This is a genomic window from Arcticibacter eurypsychrophilus (genome assembly GCF_001730525.1).
GTDB classification, from domain to species: domain Bacteria; phylum Bacteroidota; class Bacteroidia; order Sphingobacteriales; family Sphingobacteriaceae; genus Arcticibacter; species Arcticibacter eurypsychrophilus.
On the sequence record NZ_MDFN01000012.1, the window covers coordinates 117,693 to 136,794 of the forward strand.

A 19,102-nucleotide genomic window follows, 5' to 3' on the forward strand; every position below is an offset into this window, starting at 1 on the left:
TGAATTGAAGATTATAATTGGGCCGAGAGGAGCTGTTTTTATATGAATCACTGTATCGAAAGATTTACAATGCTTTAGTGCGTGCTTGTTCTTTTATTAAAGATATTTGGTATTGTGCAAATTGAAGCAAAACTTCTGTTAGGCAAGGGTATATTAAGTTTAAAAGGTCGTTCTAGCTCTGAGAATAGTGAGGTTTAATATTTTAGAAAATAATTGATTTAATGTAGCTGTGGTATAAAAAACCAAAACAATGTTAAAAGTATATAGTTCAGTATTTTATAAAATCTTTACTATGCGAATTTTGCAAATATCATTGGTAGTCTATGTTACCGTAATCTTAATGGCCTGTAGCCCGAATAAGAGTCAAAGTCAGCCGCAGGAAGCTACTCAAGATACAGCTGGAAGTGCAACATTACCTTCTCCTGGAGAGTCAAAAACCAGCTATAATCGGGTGATTGGTTGGCCCGAAGGTAAAACGCCTATTGCACCTGCTGGATTTACGGTAACCAAATATGCCGGTAGCTTAACTAATCCAAGGTGGATCTATGTGGCACCAAATGGTGATGTTTTTGTAGCGCAGGCAACCACTGAATCAAAAAAAATTGCTGATGTTATTAGTGGGAAATCTAAATCACAAAATTTAGGGGACAGTCCTAATTCAATAGTATTGTTTAGGGATACGAATAAGGATGGAAAGCCGGAGGTTTCGAAGGTGTTTTTATCAGGATTAAACCGCCCATTCGGCATGTTAATCATTGGCAACTTTTTTTATGTGGCCAATACAGATGGCGTGTGGATGTATCCGTATAAAGAAGGCCAGGAAGACATAACTAGTGCCGGAAAGAAGATTCTTGATTTGCCTGCAGGAGGGTATAATAATCACTGGACCCGCAATTTAATAGCAAGCCCAAATAATTCTAAAATTTATATTTCAGTAGGTTCTGGAAGTAATGTAGCCGAACATGGCATGCAGAATGAAAGTAGGCGAGCTAACATACTGGAGATTAATCCAGATGGAAGCGGCGAACGTATATATGCTTCAGGATTAAGAAATCCGGTAGGAATGTCCTGGAATCCTGTAAGTAAGGTATTATGGACCTCCGTAAATGAACGCGATGAATTAGGAGATGATCTCGTACCCGATTATATTACTGGCTTAAAGGATGGTGGTTTTTATGGTTGGCCTTATTCTTATTTCGGACAGCATGAGGATCCCAGACGGGCAGGAGAGAATCCAGAGCTTGTAAAAAAGGCAATAGTGCCTGACGTAAACCTTGGAGCCCATACTGCTTCTTTAGGTCTTGCATTTTATAATCTAACATCATTTCCTGAAAAATACCGAAATGGGGCTTTCATTGGTCAGCATGGTTCATGGAACCGCTCTACGCTTGCTGGGTATAAAGTGGTGTTTGTTCCATTTAAAAATGGTAAACCTGCAGGGCAATTAGAAGATTTCTTAACTGGATTCATAGTTGAAAAGGGGGGGAATGATGTATACGGTCGTCCGGTTAGTGTTGCTGTAACTCCAGATGGCGCATTATTAGTGGCCGATGATGCAGGCAATACGATCTGGCGGGTAGCCGCAAAATAAATCTACATGCGTATATACTTTTTTATAGCTTTCTTTATAACCTCTTTATCCGCAATCGCTCAAGACCCTGATAGTATTGAGCGATTGGATGAAGTGCAGATAAAGGCATATTTTAATAGGCAACCTATATTGAGGTTACCATCTACTGTTGGTTTTTTAGGCAAGAGGATGCTGGATGAACAACAACCGCAGTCATTGGTTTCCGCTGTAAATTCAATCCCTGGTGTACGGATGGAAGAACGATCTCCGGGAAGTTATCGTTTATCGATCAGGGGTAGTTTGCTTCGGTCACCTTTTGGGATCCGTAATGTAAAAATGTATATTGACGATTTTATCCTGACTGATGCAGGCGGCAATACTTATTTAAATGCATTGGATGCTGGGGGGGTATCTCAATTGACCATTTTAAAGGGACCAGAGGCAAGTGTTTATGGTGCAAATACAGGAGGCGTTGTTTTAATTAACACGACAGATGAAGATTCTTCCTCCGTTAAAGGGAGCCTTGTAGGTGGGGCTTATGGTTTGTTTCAACAGAATCTGTCTCTTCAAAAAAAATGGGATAAAGTAAATTTGGCTATTAAGCAGGCCTATCAGAAGTCGGATGGGTACAGGAATAACAGCGCGCTGGATAGAAAGTATATACAAGCCTTACCGCAATGGAATTATTCGGTTAATGCTTCAATTAAGGCAATATTTCTGTATTCTGACATGAGTTACCATACTCCGGGAGGATTAACAGAACTGCAATTCCTTGCCACCCCGAGGGCTTCCAGACCAGCTTCAGGTAATAATCCTGGTGCTGAAGAGCAAAAGGCTGGTATTTATAATAAAACACTCCTTGTAGGATTGCAGCATGAGATAAAGCTCAGTAGCAATTTTAAACATGTTATTTCGTATACGGGTTCCTTTACTGACTTTAAAAACCCCTTTATTACGAATTATGAAACGAGAAAAGAGCAGACTGCCGGATTAAGGACTTACCTTCAATATTCAGGTATGCCTGTTTTATCGATTCCTATAGATTGGGAAATTGGATACGAAGGTCAACGTACTACATCAGATATTAGTAATTATAGCAATCTGGGAGGGGTTAAAGGAACCCTGCGCTCTGCGGATCAAATAACGAACAATCAGCAATTTGTATTTTCTCACGTAAGTTTCGATATAAATTCAAGGCTAATACTTGAAGCGGCAGCTAGTATTAACTTTTACAATTATGATTACGGTGCTTTGGGTTTAAGTAAATCGGAGCTAAGCACTGTTAAATTTGATACGCAGTTTATGCCTCGCCTTGCTATGTCCTATAAGCTTTCAGATATGTTTGCGCTTAGGGCATCAACGAGTAGGGGTTATTCAGCACCCACTATTGCAGAAGTTAGAGCATCTAATACGATTATTAATACGAATCTTCAACCTGAATCAGGATGGAATTATGAAACGGGTTTACGTATGTCTCTCTGGAATAACCGTCTGTATTGGGATGGAGTACTGTTTAAATTTGATCTTACTGATGCCATAGTGAGGCGCCTTGATGAAACAGATGCAGAATATTTTATTAATGCCGGGGGAACCAAACAAAGTGGAATAGAGTCACAGCTTATGTATTGGGTCATTCCTGAAAAAAAGACAGGCTTATTACGTAGTTTACAGTTTAGAAACAGTTATACCTTCAGCTCTTTTTCGTTCAGTAACTATCAGGATGAAAAGGCTGATTATTCAGGCAATCGCTTAACAGGGGTTCCCCGTCATGTCCTGGTTTCCTCTATAAGTATGGGATTTCCTAAAAATTACAGCTTGTTTGTTCAGCATAACTTTACATCTTCTATTCCATTAAATGATGCAGGTACAGCGTATGCCAAAAAGTACCATCTCTTACAAGCTAAAGCGTCTTACCAATTTAAAGCATCAGCTCAAACAAATCTGTCTATCTTTATAGGTGCTGATAATATTTTAAATCAATTATATAGTTTGGGAAATGATTTGAATGCTTTTGGGAGCAGATATTTTAATGCAGCAGCAAAAAGGAACTTCTTTGCCGGACTAACTATGGCTTTATAAGGTAAGATTATAAGTCAACCCTCATTTCTTAACCTACAATCCTTTTCTATCTTTGCAGGACTATTATGATGAAGCAAATAGAAGATTATATAGATAGGCACCCAAATAGAATATTTTTCTTGTTTATCCTTTTGGCGCTTCCCGCCTTTTTAATAAACTTAGGTCTTTTACCACTATTTGCTGATGAGCCTACACGATCAAATGTAGCTTTGGAAATGATCCTGAGTAAAAATTATGCGGTCCCAACTATTGCAGGCGATTATTATTATAATAAACCCCCTATTTATAATTGGATCCTGGCCTCCTTATATCTTCTATCCGGGAGTTATTCGGAATTTATTACCAGGCTCCCTGCAGTAATTCCTATGTTCTTATTTGCTATAACGATTTATATTTCTGTGAGTTATTTCATTAAGGATAAAAGAATGGCCATGCTGAGCGGTCTGTTTTTTCTTGTAAACGGACGGATGCTGCTATATGATTCTATGTTGGGACATATTGATATATTTTATTCATGGCTCACCTTTATAGCGTTTATGAGCATCCTTTATTTCTATCAAAAGAGGTTGTGGTTTATGCTCTTTTTTATTTCCTATCTCATTACATCCGTTACTTTTTTGAGCAAAGGCTTGCCATCTATCGTATTTCAGGGTTTTACCTTAATCGCTTTTCTAACTTATACCAGGAACTTTAAAAAGTTATTCAGCTGGCAGCATATTGTTTCCGGTTTATTATGCCTTATTATTATATGGGCCTACTTTTATAACTATTCACGCTTTAATGCTAATCTGGAAGGATACTTTAGTACGATATGGGATCAAAGCAGTCAGCGCACCGCTATCCGTACCGGATTTTGGTACAGTATTAAACATATCCTTACCTTTCCCTTTGAGCACATTGTCCATCTTTTACCTGCTAGTTTATTGCTCGTATTTTGCCTGAATAAGAATTTCATTCAGGGGATAAGAAAGAACGAATTTCTCCTTTTTTGCAGTGTAACTTTTCTCTCCAATATCTGGGTATACTGGTTGTCGCCTGAAACGCGTCCTCGTTATCTATTAATGTTATATCCATTTCTTTTTATCATTTGGAGCCATGCATATTACACCTATAAAGATAACTTCCCTAAGCTCAACCATGTTTTTGAAACGACTCTCCTGATTGTAGGAATACTGGTTACCCTTGCTGTTTGTGCTCCATTATTTATAGGAATGAACGCTTATGTGAATTATCTGCCATTTAAGGTAATTACCGTGTTTATGGGATGTGCTTTCTTTACCTTTTTAATCTTTAATTTTCAAAGACATCAATTGTTAGCCTTTGTTGGCCTGCTTCTTATGATACGTCTCGCCTTTAGCTTTTTTGTGTTACCACATCGTTCTCAAAACAATGAAGGTCAGTATTATAAGGCTGCGTCAATAGAAATGGGTAAAATTAGTAAAGGAAGTAACTTCTACTTTTACCATTTTGATCCACCTGTGTTTAGTATTCCATTTTATCACCGTCTTGTTTTTTATATTGAGCGGGAGCGGATGGATATTATTCAAACCACTGAAGCTGATACTAAGCCCGGGTATTATCTTACCTTTGACAGGGATTTAAATAATCCCCAAGCGGTTTTAGTAAAAACCTATGAAAATAATCTCAAACTATTTAAAGTGAAATGAAAGATCTTTCCGTAGTAATTACAGTCCTCAACGAAAGAGAAAATATATTACCTCTCCTGGATGCGATCAGGAATGCACTAGGTCCGCTTAGTTATGAAGTGGTATTTGTAGATGATGGATCATCTGACGGAACTCAAAAAGAGATTCGTAAATATGCCGATGATCATATTATATTAGTTGAGCTTCGGAGGAATTATGGACAAAGTACTGCAATGACAGCAGGTATTGAACATTCCACAGGACGATACATTGCACTATTGGATGGCGATTTACAAAATGACCCAACTGATATTCCTTTAATGCTTGAAAAACTGATTGACGAAGATTGGGATGTTGTAGCTGGAAACAGGAAGGATCGTCAGGATGGCGCATTCCTGAGAAAATTTCCATCTATGATTGCTAACGCCATCATTCGCCGTATGACAGGTGTTTATATTAAAGACTACGGATGTACGTTAAAGGTATTTAAAAGAGAAATTGCTGAGGATCTCGGTATTTATGGAGAGCTTCATCGTTTTATACCTGTACTGGCTAAACTTCAGGGCGCCAGTATTACTCAGGTTGATGTTAAACATCATGCGCGGATGTATGGTAAATCTAAATATGGGCTGAGTCGAACATTCAAAGTGATGGCAGACTTGATTACCATGGTTTTTTTCGGAAAATACATACAGAAACCCATGCATTTATTTGGTACACTCGGTTTTGTATCTTTTGGACTAGGCTTATTGATCAATTTTTATTTGCTCATCTTAAAGCTTCTTGGTCATGACATTGGTGGAAAACCATTATTGATTTTAGGGCTTATATTGCTTTTGGGAGGTATTCAACTCATCACCATTGGTATTATTGCAGAAATCAGTATCCGTAATTACTTTGAAGGGACGAACAGAAAAACATATCAGGTCAGACGAATATTTAATGGACAAGAAGAAACTCTGGAGTAGCGCTAAGGTTGCGTTTAAAATTATTGTCACTTGTCTTCTGATCTATTATGTATTTCAGAAAATTGATTTTAATAAAGTAAAGAGTCTGTTTTTAACAAGTAATTTATGGTTCATCCTGTTGGCCTTTTTTACTTATTTATTATCTCAGATTGTATCATCATGGCGATTACTAGGTTTTTTAAAAGCAATAGGACTAGACTTTTCTTTCGGGTTTAACTTCAGGTTATATCTGTTGGGTATGTTTTACAATGTTTTTTTACCCGGAGGAATAGGAGGGGATGGATATAAAGTGTATTTACTGCGTAAGAAATATAAATTACCTACCAAAAGATTGTTATTAGCACTTTTCTTTGACCGTTTAAGTGGCCTTTGGGCTGTTGGTTTTATCTCTGTATCGCTAATCATCTTTATTCCTCAGATTCAAATACCCAAAACCTGGCCTATAGCGGCCCTGTTAATAGGAACCCTGATCTATTACCTGGTGATGAAAAGGTTTTTTACTGACTATTCCCGACACTTTTTTCGAAGCCATATAAAGGCAGGTACCGTACAGTCACTGCAAATATTAAGTGTAATTTTTATACTATTATCTCATGACTTTACAGGAAAATTTTCTCCTTATCTATTTAGTTTTCTGATGTCATCTATTGCCGCATTGGTTAATATAGGGGTAGCGGGGTTAGGAGTAAGAGATTTATTCATGGCTCACGCAGCTTCATTATTTGATATCAATCAAAATTGGGCAGTATTTATAACCTTTACATTCTGGATGATTAACGTCCTTGCATCTTTACCGGGATTATGGTTTGTATACCGGTCCAAAGAATTTGAACCTCTCCCAACAGAAGAAGAGGCAGAACTGGTTAAGAAAGAACAGGAATAAAGAAAGTGATGCTAATGAATTGAACATTTGCAAGTTTTGGATACAGATTAATTCTCAAGGAATTGATGCCTAACCAATAATACGAAAAGGAACGAATAAAACAAAAGGAAAGAGGGTATTCATAAGACATGATTACCCTCTTTCCTTTTGTTCTTTAAATAATCTATTGAGTTAAACCCAAATGATTAGGGTGATCTTTAATTGCTTCTCAATGTCTCAGACCTTTTACAGCGTAAAACCCTTTAAACCAATTATAAAAAGATAAAAGTCCTTCCTCAAGTGAGGTAGAGGGATCATAGTTCAAATATTCCTGTGCTTTAGAAATGTCTGCAAAGGTTGTAGATACATCTCCAGGCTGCTCTAAATAGCGATCAATAATAGCTGTCTTACCACAAATTTCTTCAATTGCAGTAATTAATTTTCTAAGGGTAATGGTATTATGATTCCCGATGTTTATAATTTCAAAATTTGATCTGTCATAGTCTAAAGCTGCCACAATTCCTTTTACTGCATCATTTACAAAAGTATAATCGCGACTGGTTGTGCCATCACCATAAACAGGGATCGCATTTTCTTCTGAAATAGACTTAAAAAATTTATGAATAGCAAGGTCGGGACGCTGTCCTGGGCCATATACTGTAAAGAAACGGAGAGCTAAAAAACGAATACCATATAAGTGACTGTAAACATGTCCTAGCATTTCACCCGCAATCTTAGAAGAAGCGTATGGACTAATTGGACATAAAGTATCTTCCTCGATCCATGGCGAATGTTCGTTAACGCCATACACGCTGCTGGAAGAAGCGAAAATAAAACGCTTTATGTCGTTTGCATGTGCATATTCAAGTAATACCTGCGTTCCGTTGATATTAACATCCAAGTATAGTGATGGATTCTGTATGCTTGGTCTTACACCTGCCTTTGCTGCCAGGTGGATAATAATATCTACCTCTTTGGCAAGATTTAAATCTTCCGCATTTCTAATGTCTCCCTGAATAAAGGAAAAATCAGGATTAGGAAGAAAAGGCTTTATATTCCATTCTTTTTGTTCAATAGAATAAAAGTCATCAAAATTATCGATACAGGTTATTTTGTATTTTTTACTTTGTAATAATGAAGCAATCAGGTTGCTCCCAATAAAACCAGCACCACCAGTTACAAGAATATGTTCCATGATTTATATAATCTGCAAATCTACATTTTTCAATTATTCTCTGCAATTGAATCTTAACTCTAAGTTGGTGTTTTTTATGGATAAAGAATCTTTTTCTTAATTTTGTATTCTTTTATAACAACTAACGAATGAAGATCTTAATTACAGGAGTAAGCAGTGGAGTGGGATTTGAAGCTGTGCTTGAATTGATTCAAAGTAATGATCATGAGGTTATAGCGTTAGCCAGGTCGGAAGATAAACTAAAGAAACTGTACGATATTGCAATGGGATTAAATCCGGACTGCAAGCTTTTTCCCGCAACTTTTGACATTGTGCACGATGACTATGGATCATTACAAACCTATGTGAAGGAAAAAACGGGGTCTATTGATGTCCTGATAAATAATGCAGGACAATTGATTAATAAACCATTTGCAGAGATTACTCATATAGATTTTGCAGCCATGCTTCAGGCGAATCTTTTAGGACATGTTAAAATGATCCAGAATATGCTTCCCTTGATGAATGATAATGCTCATGTTGTCAATATAGGTAGCATGGGAGGCTATATGGGAAGTGTTAAATTTCCAGGGCTTGCTGCCTATTCAGCAAGCAAAGCTGCTCTCCACGCACTTACAGAGTGTCTGGCAGTAGAATATACCGAGCGCAATATTCATTTTAACTGCCTAGCCTTAGGGTCTGCGCAGACAGAAATGCTTGAAGAAGCATTTCCAAATTATAAGTCTCCTGTTATGGCATTTGAAATGGGTAAGTATATTGCTGATTTTGCACTTACAGGTCATAAATTTTTCAATGGTAAAGTAATTCCGGTTGCTGTTACTACTCCATAATCAATAAAAGATTTCTTATGAAAATTTACGCATGGTCATTTGTTATTTTTGTGACATTTATTTATTCCTGTACCAGCGATAAGAAACCGCCCTTTGCAGAAACACATGATTCTATTGCCAGTAAGCCAGTAGATAAACCTATACTTGATTCCTTGCCATGGAATACGATATACAATGAACAGACGCATGAATTAGTGTTAAAACATCATGTCAGCGATATGACAGGAGTAGGGCAGGAAGAAATTATCAAGGCATTAAATAAAAAATACCCTGATATTCAAATGGAGTTTGTGAGTGCGAAAGGCGATACCGTTATTACGCGAATAAAAGATGCTTTACAACTTACTCAAAATATTGGGACAGCCGGCGCAGAAACCTATATGGCAGAAGCAACCTATTCCTTAACGGAGATCCCTACCATAAAAGAAGTAACCTTTGAGTTTGAAGTAGGTGACCATGCCATGCCGGGAACCTATAATAGAGCAGATTTTAAGAACTTCAAATAGTAAAAAAGAAGTTACATTCAATTTCTTTATAGAAAGCATGCAACCATTTGTATTTCATCTCGTCTATAGTAGAAACACACGAGATTATGAAATATTTACTAATCCTAATTATGCCTCTTATGCTGATGATGTCGGCATGCGAACAAACCGAATATGTGGTGCCTAACCGGACTATCATTGTTGATATAAGCTCCGGAGATTGGGTAACTTATGATAAAGGCTATACTTATGAAGTCCCCATAGACCTTCCTGAATATGATGATTATAATAATGAAGAAGGTGCAATCCTCGTTTATAGAAGCTTAGATAACAGAAACTACGAGCAGATTCCGCAGGTTTACAATGGCATAGCATACAGTTACGTTGCAACAGCCGGAAGCCTTAAAATAGAGGTACAAGGCGCTGAAGATTTAATAATAGAAAGGCCTAAATCTATGACCGTCAAAATCGTTCTGATCGATTCAAACTATTAATACAATAAAACAAAAAAGCGGCGGAAGAATAAACTTTCGCCGCTTTTTATGTAAAGAAAACTTACATTTCCATCTGATCAATAACCGCATGGCTAATTCCAGTAAAGGAAAATCCTCCATCATGAAATAAGTTTTGCATCGTAACCATTTTAGTAAGGTCAGAAAATAAAGTAACCGTATAATCTGCACACTGGTCAGCCGAAGCATTCCCAAGCGGAGATTGTTTCTCAGCAAACTTAATAAATCCTTCAAATCCTTTCACTCCTGAACCTGCAGTTGTACGGGTAGGGGATTGAGAAATCGTATTTACACGAACATGCTTCTTAACCGCATATTGGTAACCGAAGTTACGCGTAATGCTTTCCAACATTGATTTAGCATCAGCCATATCATTATAGTCCGGAAATACACGTTGAGCTGCAATGTAAGACAAAGCCACTACAGAACCCCATTCATTAATTGCATCCATTTTCATGGCAGTTTGCAATACACGATGTAAGCTCATTGCAGAGATATCTAAACTTTTATGCATTAAATCGTAATTGGTATCTGTATAAGGATTCCCTTTACGAAGATTCATACTCATCCCAACAGAATGCAGAATAAAATCTACACCACCGCCAAAGTGTTCAAGTGTCTTACTGAACAAATTTTCCAAATCTTCCATGCTGGTAACATCAGCCGGAATAACAGGAGCATTGCATAGTTCAGCAAGTCTATTAATTTCACCTAACCGCATCGCGATAGGAGCGTTAGTAAGCACAATTTCGGCGCCTTCTTCAACACAGCGGAGAGCAGTTTTCCAGGCGATTGATTTCTCATCAAGTGCTCCGAATATAATACCCTTTTTGCCTTTTAGTAAATTATAAGCCATTATTAACCAATTTGGGGTCTAAAGTAAGGAATCTAATCAGTTAAAATGAAATCTATTGATATCATTTTATTTCTCAGTTTGTTAAATCTCATTTCACATCTAATAATTCTTTAGCATGCTGTAGTGCAAACGTACCCGGAGGCTCACCACTTAGCATTTTCGCTATCTCAGTTATCCGCTCCTCTTTCGTTAATAAGGCAATGTTGGTATGCGTAATATCCTGTTTCTCATCTTTATACACATAATAATGTGCATCGCCCTTACTTGCAATCTGTGGAAGATGAGTAATTGTAATCACCTGCATTCCTTCTGATAGGCGCTCCATAATAGAGCCAACTTTCAAAGCTATCTCGCCAGAAATACCGGTATCAATTTCATCAAAAATAATTGTAGGCAGTGCAATATGGTGCGACATGAGCGATTTTATGCTTAGCATTAGGCGTGAAAGTTCACCACCCGACGCCACTTTATTCATTGGAGCAAGATCCTGACCCTTATTTGCAGAGAACAGAAACTGAATCTTATTCCTTCCGCTACTGCCTAGTGACAGCTCATCCAGGAGCTGATTATCAATTTTTAAGTGCGCATTAGGCATCCCAATTTCATTTAGCATCTCTTGCAAACGCAGCTCTATGGTAGGTATAATTTCGTTACGACTAGCCGATAATGTATCCGACAAAACGATCAGCTCCGCTTTAAGTATCTCGCTTTCCTTTTTAAGCCGCTCGATTTCTTCATCTGCATGCGATACCGAGTTAAGTTTATCTGAAAAACTTTCTCTCACATCAATAAGCTCCTCAACAGAGCTCACGTGATGTTTCTTTTGTAAGTTGTAAATGATACTGAGACGTTCACTGAGTACGTCAGTCCTAGGCACATCAATTAAGGTGCCCTGTTCAATCAATTCTACTTCTGCAGCAATATCCCTTACCTCTATCAACGCACTATTCAAACGTTCACTCAGTACTTCCATTTCAGGAAGATACTTTTGTGTATGCTGCAACTCAAGTAGCGCCTCCTTTAAAAGCACAACAGCTGCATGCTCTTCATCCGAGAGGGCAAGACCTACATTGATCAGACTCTTTTTAATTTCCTCAGCATGACTCAGTGCATCCAGTTCCTGCTCCAATAGTTCCTGTTCTTCCGATGCATTCAAGGATGCTTCTTCCAACTCATTAAATTGAAAAAGATAGTAATCCGCATCCGTCTTAGCCTGTGCAGTACTATCTACAAGTGTCTTTAATTCATGATTAACCGCCTTGAATTTTCGGTAATTATCCTGATAGCTTTTTAAAAGCAATTCATTAGAAGCAATAGAATCCACTACCAGCAACTGAAATTTCTCATTATTGATCTCCATTGTAGCGTGCTGCGAATGAATATCAATCAGCAACTCACCCAGCTCCCGCAACACCGTTAAGTTTACCGGTGTGTCATTCACGAAAGCGCGAGACTTACCATCTGAAGAAATTTCTCTTCTCAACACCGTTTCCTTTTCATAGTCCAGATCCTTGTCGTCAAAGAAAGAGCCTAGCTGGTAGTCTGATATATTGAAGTGCCCCTCAATTACACACTTCTTCTGTTGATTAAAAAAGTATTTTCCTTCTATACGTTGTCCCAGTATAAGCGATAATGCACCAAGAATGATGGATTTCCCAGCTCCTGTTTCTCCAGTAACAATATTTAGTTTCCCTGAAAATGCAATATCAAGATTTTCAATAAGAGCATAATTGCGGATTATTAAACGACTTAGCATAATGGTATATGGACTAAAGCTTATAGCTATTTTTTTAAAAGTACATCAAATATACAATAGCACTATTGATTACTCTTTAACAAATCATACTTCCGAATGTTGGAGGGATCAACGACACTTAAAATAGATAGTGCACGTTTCTTTTCCTGTGGAGAGGCACCATTTAAAAGTTGAACCAGCTCATCCGCTTTTGCAGTAAAAAGAATCTGATTCAGCATGGCTCCCTGACGTTGCTTGTCAATTTTAAGCAACTCCGGAAGAAGTGAAAGAATGACCTTCCTTCCTTTTTCAGGATTCTCTGACATTATATCCAGACCATTTCTGTGGTATCCATACATGAAATTTCGTATCGGCTGATAAGCCGCGTTTGTTAGGTTTTCTATAAACCAATACCGATTGCGTAACCCCTCAAAAGCCTTCCATCCTATATTGGGTGCATTTTGTGAATAATTTACAATGGTTTGCGCCTTTGTATAATAAGGACTTCCTCCATACATCGAAAATGTGTCATGATCCAGACCCACTATAATATAGGAGTAATAAGCCAGCAGCGCTGATAGGTTACTGATGTATTGCTGATCAGAAAAATCTAAAGGTTGTCCTTCAATATAACTGAAGTTAAAATCTTTATCACTAAAATTTAATAAGGTGGATTGATAGGTTGCACCATAAACAGGTCTACTGGATTGAACCTGTAACTCTGCTCTAAAGTTCGAGGAGCCGTCCCATTCCGTAATATTGATCAAGAAGCTGCAATCTATTCTTTCCTGTGGCTTCAATTGGTCCTGCGACCATTCCTTGCCATTCAGGAAATCACGTATAGCCGCTTCCAGAACCTTCAATGCCCGTTTATTAGTATTCTGAACCTGAGGAGACAATACCTGAACCCTGGCATTTAGATCTTGTGCCTGCGAATAGAATGCAACATGGAAACACAAGAATAAAAGTAGTACCAATTTTTTCATTAGCTCAACTCAATTATTTTCAGACAAACATCTTTAGCAACCTCTTCTTTTGATTTTAAAGGAAACACTTGTTTATTTAAATGCTTATCGATTATCGTAATCTTATTCGTATCTCCCTGAAATCCAGCCCCAGTATCCCGAAGCGAATTCAGAACAATAAAGTCAAGGTTTTTCTTTCTAAGTTTCAATAAAGCATGTTCTTCTTCCTTGAAAGTCTCCAATGCAAAGCCAACAAGAATCTGATTGTCCCTTTTAATCTTCCCAAGAGAAGACAGGATATCAGTGGTCTTTACAAGGTCTATAGAAAAATGACTCTCATCTTTCTTAATCTTTTCCTGTGCAACAACCAGGGGCTTATAATCAGCAACAGCAGCATTCATAACCATAATGTCGCTTTCCGGAAACAATTTTTGTATAGCCTGATGCATATCATCAGCAGAAACGACGTCAATGCGTTTGATTTGATTGTTGGATACAATTTGAGATGAAGGTCCGCAGATCAGTGTGACAGCTGCTCCCTTTCGTGCAAGCTCTTCTGCGATAGCGATCCCCATTTTTCCCGAAGAGTGATTCCCCAGAAAGCGTACCGGATCAATAGCTTCGTAGGTAGGACCTGCAGTAACAATAGCCTTTTTGCCATTTAAAGGTAAGTCAGCGCTGTAAGTATCATGTAGAAATGCAATGATATCTTCAGGTTCGGCCATTCGTCCTTCACCTACCAGTCCACTAGCCAGTTCGCCATAAGCAGGTTTAATTTCTATGTTTCCATACGATTTCATCATTGCCACATTATGCTTTACAGCAGGGTGTAACCACATGTCCAGATCCATTGCCGGAGCAAAAAAAACCTTACAGGTTGCAGATAAGTAAATAGCCGAAAGTAAATTATCGCAAATGCCGCTGGCGAATTTAGCCAATGTATTTGCAGTAGCAGGCGCTACTAAAATCAGGTCAGCCCACAAGGCCAGTTCAACATGATTATTCCATTCGCCGTTATCCGATTTAAAATAAGTACTATAAACCGGATTTTTAGATAGCGTCGCAAGCGTAAGCGGGGTAATAAAATGCGTCGCATCTGTAGTCATAATTACCTTGACGTCTGCACCAGCTTTAACCAATAAACGAGTTAAAGTAGCAGATTTGTAACTGGCTATACTGCCACAGACGCCTAGTAATATTTTTTTTCCTTCAAGCATATCCCATTAAGTAAACAGTTCAGATCATTAAAATCTAAACATACTAATTCTTAAAGGACTATACCTGTTGTTCTTTAGCAGGGTTACGGAAATATACCTTGTCGTTTAAAAATTCATCAATAGCGATAAGCGTAGGCTTAGGCATGCGCTCGTAATGTTTCGAAATCTCAATTTGTTCTCTGTTTTCAAATATCTCTTCCAGGTTATCATTAGATGACGCAAATTCAGATAACTTACCTGATAATTCTTCCTTAATATTATTTGAAATTTGATTTGCTCGCTTTGCAATTACAACTAAAGATTCGTAAACATTTCCTGTAGTTGTATCTAACTGGCGTAAATCTCTTGTGATAGTGCTTGGTGCAACTGTGCTTTTTACTGTATTACTCATCTTAACTTATTTATTTTGCGTAGTGACTTTTTCTTCTTCTTTTTTAACCTCTTCTTTTACCACTGGCCGAGAAGCTGCCATTAGTTTCTGAACCTGAACAAGTCCTTGTTCAGCATGCTTTTTTGTATCCTGAGCATCTTTCAAAAACTTACTCTTTGGATAATCTTCTATAAACCGATCTGCCATAGTCATTGCCAAAGTAAAACGTTCTTCCTGACGAATCTCCAAGCTGTTTTGTGCATACAAGTATTGAGCCTCAATAGCCAGGGACTCCATTTCTTCCGCATATTTAGTATCCGGAAAATCGCGCAATGCATTGTCAAAAGCCATTACAGCAGATTTATAATCTCCTATATCCAGATATAAACGTGCATTGGCCATCGCTTTGCGCTCTAGTTTATCACGCAAATCTGCAATAAGTCCACTCGCTTCTACCACCCGGTCACTCTTTGGATAAAGATTGATGAATAGTTGAAGAGACTCAATGGCATGAAGGGTGTTTTGTTGATCGAGACTAAAACTAGGTGAATCCAGGTAATAGCAATAAGCCGACATGAACCTGCATTCCTCAGAACGGGCGCTATTTGGATATGTATCTGCAAAAACTTTAAACTGATAACGTGCGGTCGTATAATCTCTTAAACGATAATTGGTATAGGCAAAATAGTAAGCAAGATCTTCTGCTTCACCACGACCTTTGTATTTCTGGTTTAACCCATCGAACAAAAGTAAGGCCTTGCTATAATCCTTCTTATTATAAAGTCGAATCGCTTCCTGATACTTTTTACCCGTATCGTTGCTTTGAACTAACTTTTCAAATTTGCTTTTACAACCAGCAACAACGGCTAAAATCAACAATAAGCTCCACGTTAATAAACGCCTGTTTTTAAACATCCTGCAAAGATACATTAAATCAAAATAATAGACAATTCAATTAATTAAAATCGAAGGTATGTTTATTTATTTTCAGTCAGGGCATTTTAACAAAACTTAACAAAAAAGGAATGTTCGCCAAGCTTTAAATTGTTGAAGAAAAGCAAAGAGCGCTATAAGAAAAATGGTGTTGATGCAATTAGAGATGTTTTCTGTATGGTATTGAGAAAATTACTCTCCCTTGTCGTTTTATCTGGGTACGGACAATCAGCCATTCAAACGCTTCTTAGTACCTATTCTGACGGTAAGCCCTATCAATCTGATGCCAGTAAAGGTTGGTGTTGAACGGAAAAGGCTTTGTTCATGTTACCGCTAAATAAAAGGATAGCGGAGCCGCAAACATTTTTGCTGTGTATGGGGCTTCTGTTCCTGTTACCGCAGGAAGCATGTTGCTATCCGTATATTAAAGGTTCCAAAAAGATACTGGTATGAATCCGGTATAAGTCCAATGTAAGCTAGTTTAAGTCGGACTTTTGCCGGATTCTTATTGCTTTGAATATGCTTTAAATTATAGTCAAATTAGTATTGAATACCCACCAAAGTTGGTCGCAAATGGATCAGGATGATATTTTTTAGCAGATCTGAGGTCAATTCTATTTTAAGTTCGTTAAGATTCAGAAACAGATTGGTCGGCGCTACTACTAAAGAATGGAAGTGATAATTGAGGAATGGATACATGGTTAGCCCCATCAGTAAGCCATTTCTATTAACTAAATTTGATAAACACAAAGGCAAATGAAAATAGACACCGGTAGTATTGATGTGAGATTTGAAACATCAGACTGTAGAAATGAGGTTTTTTCCCTGAGCCACTCTTTGGATCAAATAGTCATAGTTGGCTTTTTGTTAAAGCAATAGGTGCGGGTGTCGACCTTTCCGTCCATGGCATTCAATACTGACACATTTTTTATTGTTGAGGCAACAGGTGCAGGTGCCGACCCATCGTTAGTTGGAAAACGATATGCAGCCTTAACTAAAACCGAAGGATGGCAACAATGATCAAATTGCAAAAGCCATGGAACTTGCAGAATCACGCACGCCTTATGGCAAGTCATCATTCAGCACAACTAATAATTTATCAGAATTGCCTTTTATCTAAAATAATGTATATTTCAGCTTACATACATATTTTGCGATTAATTGTGATTTTAGTAAATACTATTTTATATGAATTCTGAATCTAAAATAAGAATGAGCCTGCTTTTGGTATGCAGTATCATGATCACTTCCTACTCTGCATCGGCTCAAAATAAAGTCATTACCATCAAAAATCCATCAAAGATCAATAGAGATAATGAGCTTGTTATATTGAAAAGAACATTTATTGAAAAGAAGGTAGGGATACTTTCCGGAGAAGAGCGCATCAGTATTCGGTCAGCGAAAGGATCTCCATTATTTATTCAGTTCGATGACCTGAATGACGACGGTAATTGGGATGAGGCGGCTTTTCTATATTCCTTTAAGGCCCAGGAGCGGGTTGTGCTTCCCATCTCTAAATCGGATATTCAAATTAAACCTATTATAAAAGCGCATGTAAGGCAAAGGATAAAAAATGCGAATGATAGTTTTGGTCTTCTTGTTTACGCAGATAGCGTTCAAGCCGGTCAGCCCAATACTGACTTTACTAAACAGGCTCTTCCTTCGCGTTTAACTGAAGGTCCGGCTTGGGAAAATGATAAGGTTGGATTCCGTATCTATATGGATGTACGTAATATAAAAGATATCTGGGGGAAAACGACTTCAGAGATGATGATGGATACGGTAGGAGTAGACCCCAAAGTTATTTATCATCATTTAGATAAATGGGGGATGGATATTCTGGCAGTAGGCAAGTCCCTGGGAGCAGGTTCGCTTGCATTGAAGGTTCCTGTAGCTGGTAAAGCTGATACTCTGGTACGACTTGGAGGTCAGAATATGGGCAAGATGGTTTATAAGATGATTGTTGACGGACCAATAAGGGCAGTGTTTGCATTGTCTTATCCGGAATGGAATGTATTGGGAGATGGCAAATTAGCTTCTTTAACCGAGCAGATCAGTATTTGGGGTGGACAGTACTTTTACCAGAGCCAGGTAACTGTTAAGAATGCACCCAAAGGGGCAGAACTGGTAAGTGGCATTGTTAATCTTAAAAGCAAGAAGTCCGCCTTACTAAGTTATGGAAATACCCGAGCACTCTATACTTTTGATACACAGTCGGAAAATAAAGATCACTTAGGTATGGCTTTGATGGTGTCTAAGACTAATTTTTTGGGTACTGCTCAAACTCCTAATGCTGGATCTGATATTCTTAATACCTACACCTTGCAAATGCCAATTCATTTAAAGGCGGCTACAACCTATCGGTTTTATTCTGCCTGGGAGCGTAGTGATAGTCGTTTTAAAACTTTAGACTCATTTAAAAAGTATCTTTCAGATGAAGCTGCTTCGTTCAATGCGGCTTTAGTGATTAAATAAGGTATTTATTAAAATACGGCAAAAAGGAAGATTCCGATGAAAGGAGTTCTCTTTGTTTATTGTATGAATGGTGTGTTCTTATTGGTTAAACTTATCATGTGACGCTTTTTTTTACTTTTTAAATTAGTTTATCAATAGCCTTGCGCTATACAACGATAGTTTTTATTGGTGATCTAATTCCGGTCTATCATATTAAGACCAGCACTGTTTCCTGATATTTCGTATCAAGAGGAGCTATTTTATGCGGAATTTACATTTTCAGTATTTTAAATTAACAAATAATTTACTTTATTTTTCGGCCTTAACAGGCTGTCGGATAAGCGTCCCTGCAGGTTCTGTGTGATTTGAGCCTGTTCATTCTGTTCAAATAACCGCGAAAAACTTGCAGGACTGGGATAGAATGC

Annotated in this window: 17 protein-coding genes; 10 read left to right on the top strand and 7 right to left on the bottom strand. The window is 37.8% G+C overall.

All coding sequences use genetic code 11. The annotated features are described in order from the left end of the window. Window positions 1-250 precede the first annotated feature (250 nt). From BFL47_RS08470 to BFL47_RS08490, 5 genes are all read left to right on the top strand, one after another. Window positions 251-1,591 carry a PQQ-dependent sugar dehydrogenase gene (locus tag BFL47_RS08470; protein ID WP_317042930.1) on the top strand — a complete coding sequence of 447 codons (1,341 nt, stop codon included), beginning with the start codon at window positions 251-253 and terminating at the stop codon, window positions 1,589-1,591. Window positions 1,592-1,597: 6 nt separating this feature from the next. Further along, window positions 1,598-3,649 (top strand): TonB-dependent receptor, encoded by a 2,052-nt coding sequence (locus tag BFL47_RS08475; RefSeq protein WP_069659359.1) that lies wholly within the window; start codon window positions 1,598-1,600, stop codon window positions 3,647-3,649. 65 nt (window positions 3,650-3,714) lie between these two features. Further along, the gene (locus BFL47_RS08480; protein ID WP_069659360.1) at window positions 3,715-5,316 is read left to right on the top strand and encodes an ArnT family glycosyltransferase; all 1,602 of its coding nucleotides are present in this window, start codon (window positions 3,715-3,717) and stop codon (window positions 5,314-5,316) included. Next, complete coding sequence (locus BFL47_RS08485; RefSeq protein WP_069659361.1) at window positions 5,313-6,263, top strand: glycosyltransferase family 2 protein; 951 nt, start codon at window positions 5,313-5,315, stop codon at window positions 6,261-6,263. The genes BFL47_RS08480 and BFL47_RS08485 overlap by 4 nt, the downstream gene beginning before the upstream one ends. After that, window positions 6,238-7,146, top strand: a complete 909-nt coding sequence (locus tag BFL47_RS08490; protein ID WP_069659362.1) for a lysylphosphatidylglycerol synthase transmembrane domain-containing protein — start codon at window positions 6,238-6,240, stop codon at window positions 7,144-7,146. Before BFL47_RS08485 ends, BFL47_RS08490 begins: the two co-directional genes overlap by 26 nt. A gap of 208 nt (window positions 7,147-7,354) precedes the next feature. On the opposite strand, the gene BFL47_RS08495 is transcribed toward BFL47_RS08490, so the two are convergent. Next, window positions 7,355-8,320 carry an NAD-dependent epimerase/dehydratase family protein gene (locus tag BFL47_RS08495; protein ID WP_069659363.1) on the bottom strand — a complete coding sequence of 322 codons (966 nt, stop codon included), beginning with the start codon at window positions 8,318-8,320 and terminating at the stop codon, window positions 7,355-7,357. 128 nt (window positions 8,321-8,448) lie between these two features. On the opposite strand from BFL47_RS08495, the gene BFL47_RS08500 reads away from it, so the two are divergent. The 3 genes from BFL47_RS08500 (at window position 8,449) to BFL47_RS08510 (ending at window position 10,129) form a co-directional block, all read left to right on the top strand. Further along, window positions 8,449-9,150 carry an SDR family NAD(P)-dependent oxidoreductase gene (locus BFL47_RS08500; RefSeq protein WP_069659364.1) on the top strand — a complete coding sequence of 234 codons (702 nt, stop codon included), beginning with the start codon at window positions 8,449-8,451 and terminating at the stop codon, window positions 9,148-9,150. A 17-nt stretch (window positions 9,151-9,167) separates the two neighbouring features. Further along, window positions 9,168-9,656, top strand: coding sequence for a hypothetical protein (locus BFL47_RS08505; RefSeq protein WP_069659365.1), 489 nt, complete (start codon window positions 9,168-9,170; stop codon window positions 9,654-9,656). Window positions 9,657-9,742: 86 nt separating this feature from the next. Beyond that, window positions 9,743-10,129, top strand: a complete 387-nt coding sequence (locus BFL47_RS08510) for a hypothetical protein (protein ID WP_139125792.1) — start codon at window positions 9,743-9,745, stop codon at window positions 10,127-10,129. A 61-nt stretch (window positions 10,130-10,190) separates the two neighbouring features. Here the strand turns inward: BFL47_RS08510 and BFL47_RS08515 are convergent, their stop codons facing one another. From BFL47_RS08515 to BFL47_RS08540, 6 genes are all read right to left on the bottom strand, one after another. After that, entirely contained in the window at window positions 10,191-11,003 is an 813-nt protein-coding gene (locus tag BFL47_RS08515; RefSeq protein WP_069659367.1) for an enoyl-ACP reductase FabI, read from the bottom strand. Between the two features lie 88 nt (window positions 11,004-11,091). Beyond that, window positions 11,092-12,759 (bottom strand): DNA repair protein RecN, encoded by a 1,668-nt coding sequence (recN, locus tag BFL47_RS08520; RefSeq protein WP_069659368.1) that lies wholly within the window; start codon window positions 12,757-12,759, stop codon window positions 11,092-11,094. A gap of 62 nt (window positions 12,760-12,821) precedes the next feature. After that, window positions 12,822-13,724 (bottom strand): type IX secretion system protein PorD, encoded by a 903-nt coding sequence (porD, locus tag BFL47_RS08525; RefSeq protein WP_069659369.1) that lies wholly within the window; start codon window positions 13,722-13,724, stop codon window positions 12,822-12,824. Further along, window positions 13,724-14,920, bottom strand: a complete 1,197-nt coding sequence (gene coaBC / locus BFL47_RS08530) for a bifunctional phosphopantothenoylcysteine decarboxylase/phosphopantothenate--cysteine ligase CoaBC (protein WP_069659370.1) — start codon at window positions 14,918-14,920, stop codon at window positions 13,724-13,726. Before coaBC ends, porD begins: the two co-directional genes overlap by 1 nt. 58 nt (window positions 14,921-14,978) lie before the next feature. Then, window positions 14,979-15,311, bottom strand: a complete 333-nt coding sequence (locus tag BFL47_RS08535) for a DNA-directed RNA polymerase subunit omega (protein ID WP_016197149.1) — start codon at window positions 15,309-15,311, stop codon at window positions 14,979-14,981. Window positions 15,312-15,317: 6 nt separating this feature from the next. Continuing rightward, entirely contained in the window at window positions 15,318-16,205 is an 888-nt protein-coding gene (locus BFL47_RS08540; protein ID WP_069659371.1) for an outer membrane protein assembly factor BamD, read from the bottom strand. A 132-nt stretch (window positions 16,206-16,337) separates the two neighbouring features. On the opposite strand from BFL47_RS08540, the gene BFL47_RS19595 reads away from it, so the two are divergent. Then, window positions 16,338-16,529 (top strand): hypothetical protein, encoded by a 192-nt coding sequence (locus tag BFL47_RS19595; RefSeq protein ID WP_139125793.1) that lies wholly within the window; start codon window positions 16,338-16,340, stop codon window positions 16,527-16,529. Between the two features lie 882 nt (window positions 16,530-17,411). Then, complete coding sequence (locus tag BFL47_RS08545; RefSeq protein ID WP_245681329.1) at window positions 17,412-18,698, top strand: DUF4861 family protein; 1,287 nt, start codon at window positions 17,412-17,414, stop codon at window positions 18,696-18,698. Window positions 18,699-19,102: the final 404 nt, after the last annotated feature.

What these genes read in the sequence shown, in the direction of transcription:
- BFL47_RS08470 (WP_317042930.1), top strand. Translation starts at nt 251, where the DNA reads ATGTTAAAAGTATATAGTTCAGTATTTTATAAAATCTTTACTATGCGA.
- BFL47_RS08475 (WP_069659359.1), top strand. Translation starts at nt 1,598, where the DNA reads ATGCGTATATACTTTTTTATAGCTTTCTTTATAACCTCTTTATCCGCA.
- BFL47_RS08480 (WP_069659360.1), top strand. Translation starts at nt 3,715, where the DNA reads ATGATGAAGCAAATAGAAGATTATATAGATAGGCACCCAAATAGAATA.
- BFL47_RS08485 (WP_069659361.1), top strand. Translation starts at nt 5,313, where the DNA reads ATGAAAGATCTTTCCGTAGTAATTACAGTCCTCAACGAAAGAGAAAAT.
- BFL47_RS08490 (WP_069659362.1), top strand. Translation starts at nt 6,238, where the DNA reads ATGGACAAGAAGAAACTCTGGAGTAGCGCTAAGGTTGCGTTTAAAATT.
- BFL47_RS08495 (WP_069659363.1), bottom strand. Translation starts at nt 8,320, where the DNA reads ATGGAACATATTCTTGTAACTGGTGGTGCTGGTTTTATTGGGAGCAAC.
- BFL47_RS08500 (WP_069659364.1), top strand. Translation starts at nt 8,449, where the DNA reads ATGAAGATCTTAATTACAGGAGTAAGCAGTGGAGTGGGATTTGAAGCT.
- BFL47_RS08505 (WP_069659365.1), top strand. Translation starts at nt 9,168, where the DNA reads ATGAAAATTTACGCATGGTCATTTGTTATTTTTGTGACATTTATTTAT.
- BFL47_RS08510 (WP_139125792.1), top strand. Translation starts at nt 9,743, where the DNA reads ATGAAATATTTACTAATCCTAATTATGCCTCTTATGCTGATGATGTCG.
- BFL47_RS08515 (WP_069659367.1), bottom strand. Translation starts at nt 11,003, where the DNA reads ATGGCTTATAATTTACTAAAAGGCAAAAAGGGTATTATATTCGGAGCA.
- recN (WP_069659368.1), bottom strand. Translation starts at nt 12,759, where the DNA reads ATGCTAAGTCGTTTAATAATCCGCAATTATGCTCTTATTGAAAATCTT.
- porD (WP_069659369.1), bottom strand. Translation starts at nt 13,724, where the DNA reads ATGAAAAAATTGGTACTACTTTTATTCTTGTGTTTCCATGTTGCATTC.
- coaBC (WP_069659370.1), bottom strand. Translation starts at nt 14,920, where the DNA reads ATGCTTGAAGGAAAAAAAATATTACTAGGCGTCTGTGGCAGTATAGCC.
- BFL47_RS08535 (WP_016197149.1), bottom strand. Translation starts at nt 15,311, where the DNA reads ATGAGTAATACAGTAAAAAGCACAGTTGCACCAAGCACTATCACAAGA.
- BFL47_RS08540 (WP_069659371.1), bottom strand. Translation starts at nt 16,205, where the DNA reads ATGTTTAAAAACAGGCGTTTATTAACGTGGAGCTTATTGTTGATTTTA.
- BFL47_RS08545 (WP_245681329.1), top strand. Translation starts at nt 17,412, where the DNA reads ATGAATTCTGAATCTAAAATAAGAATGAGCCTGCTTTTGGTATGCAGT.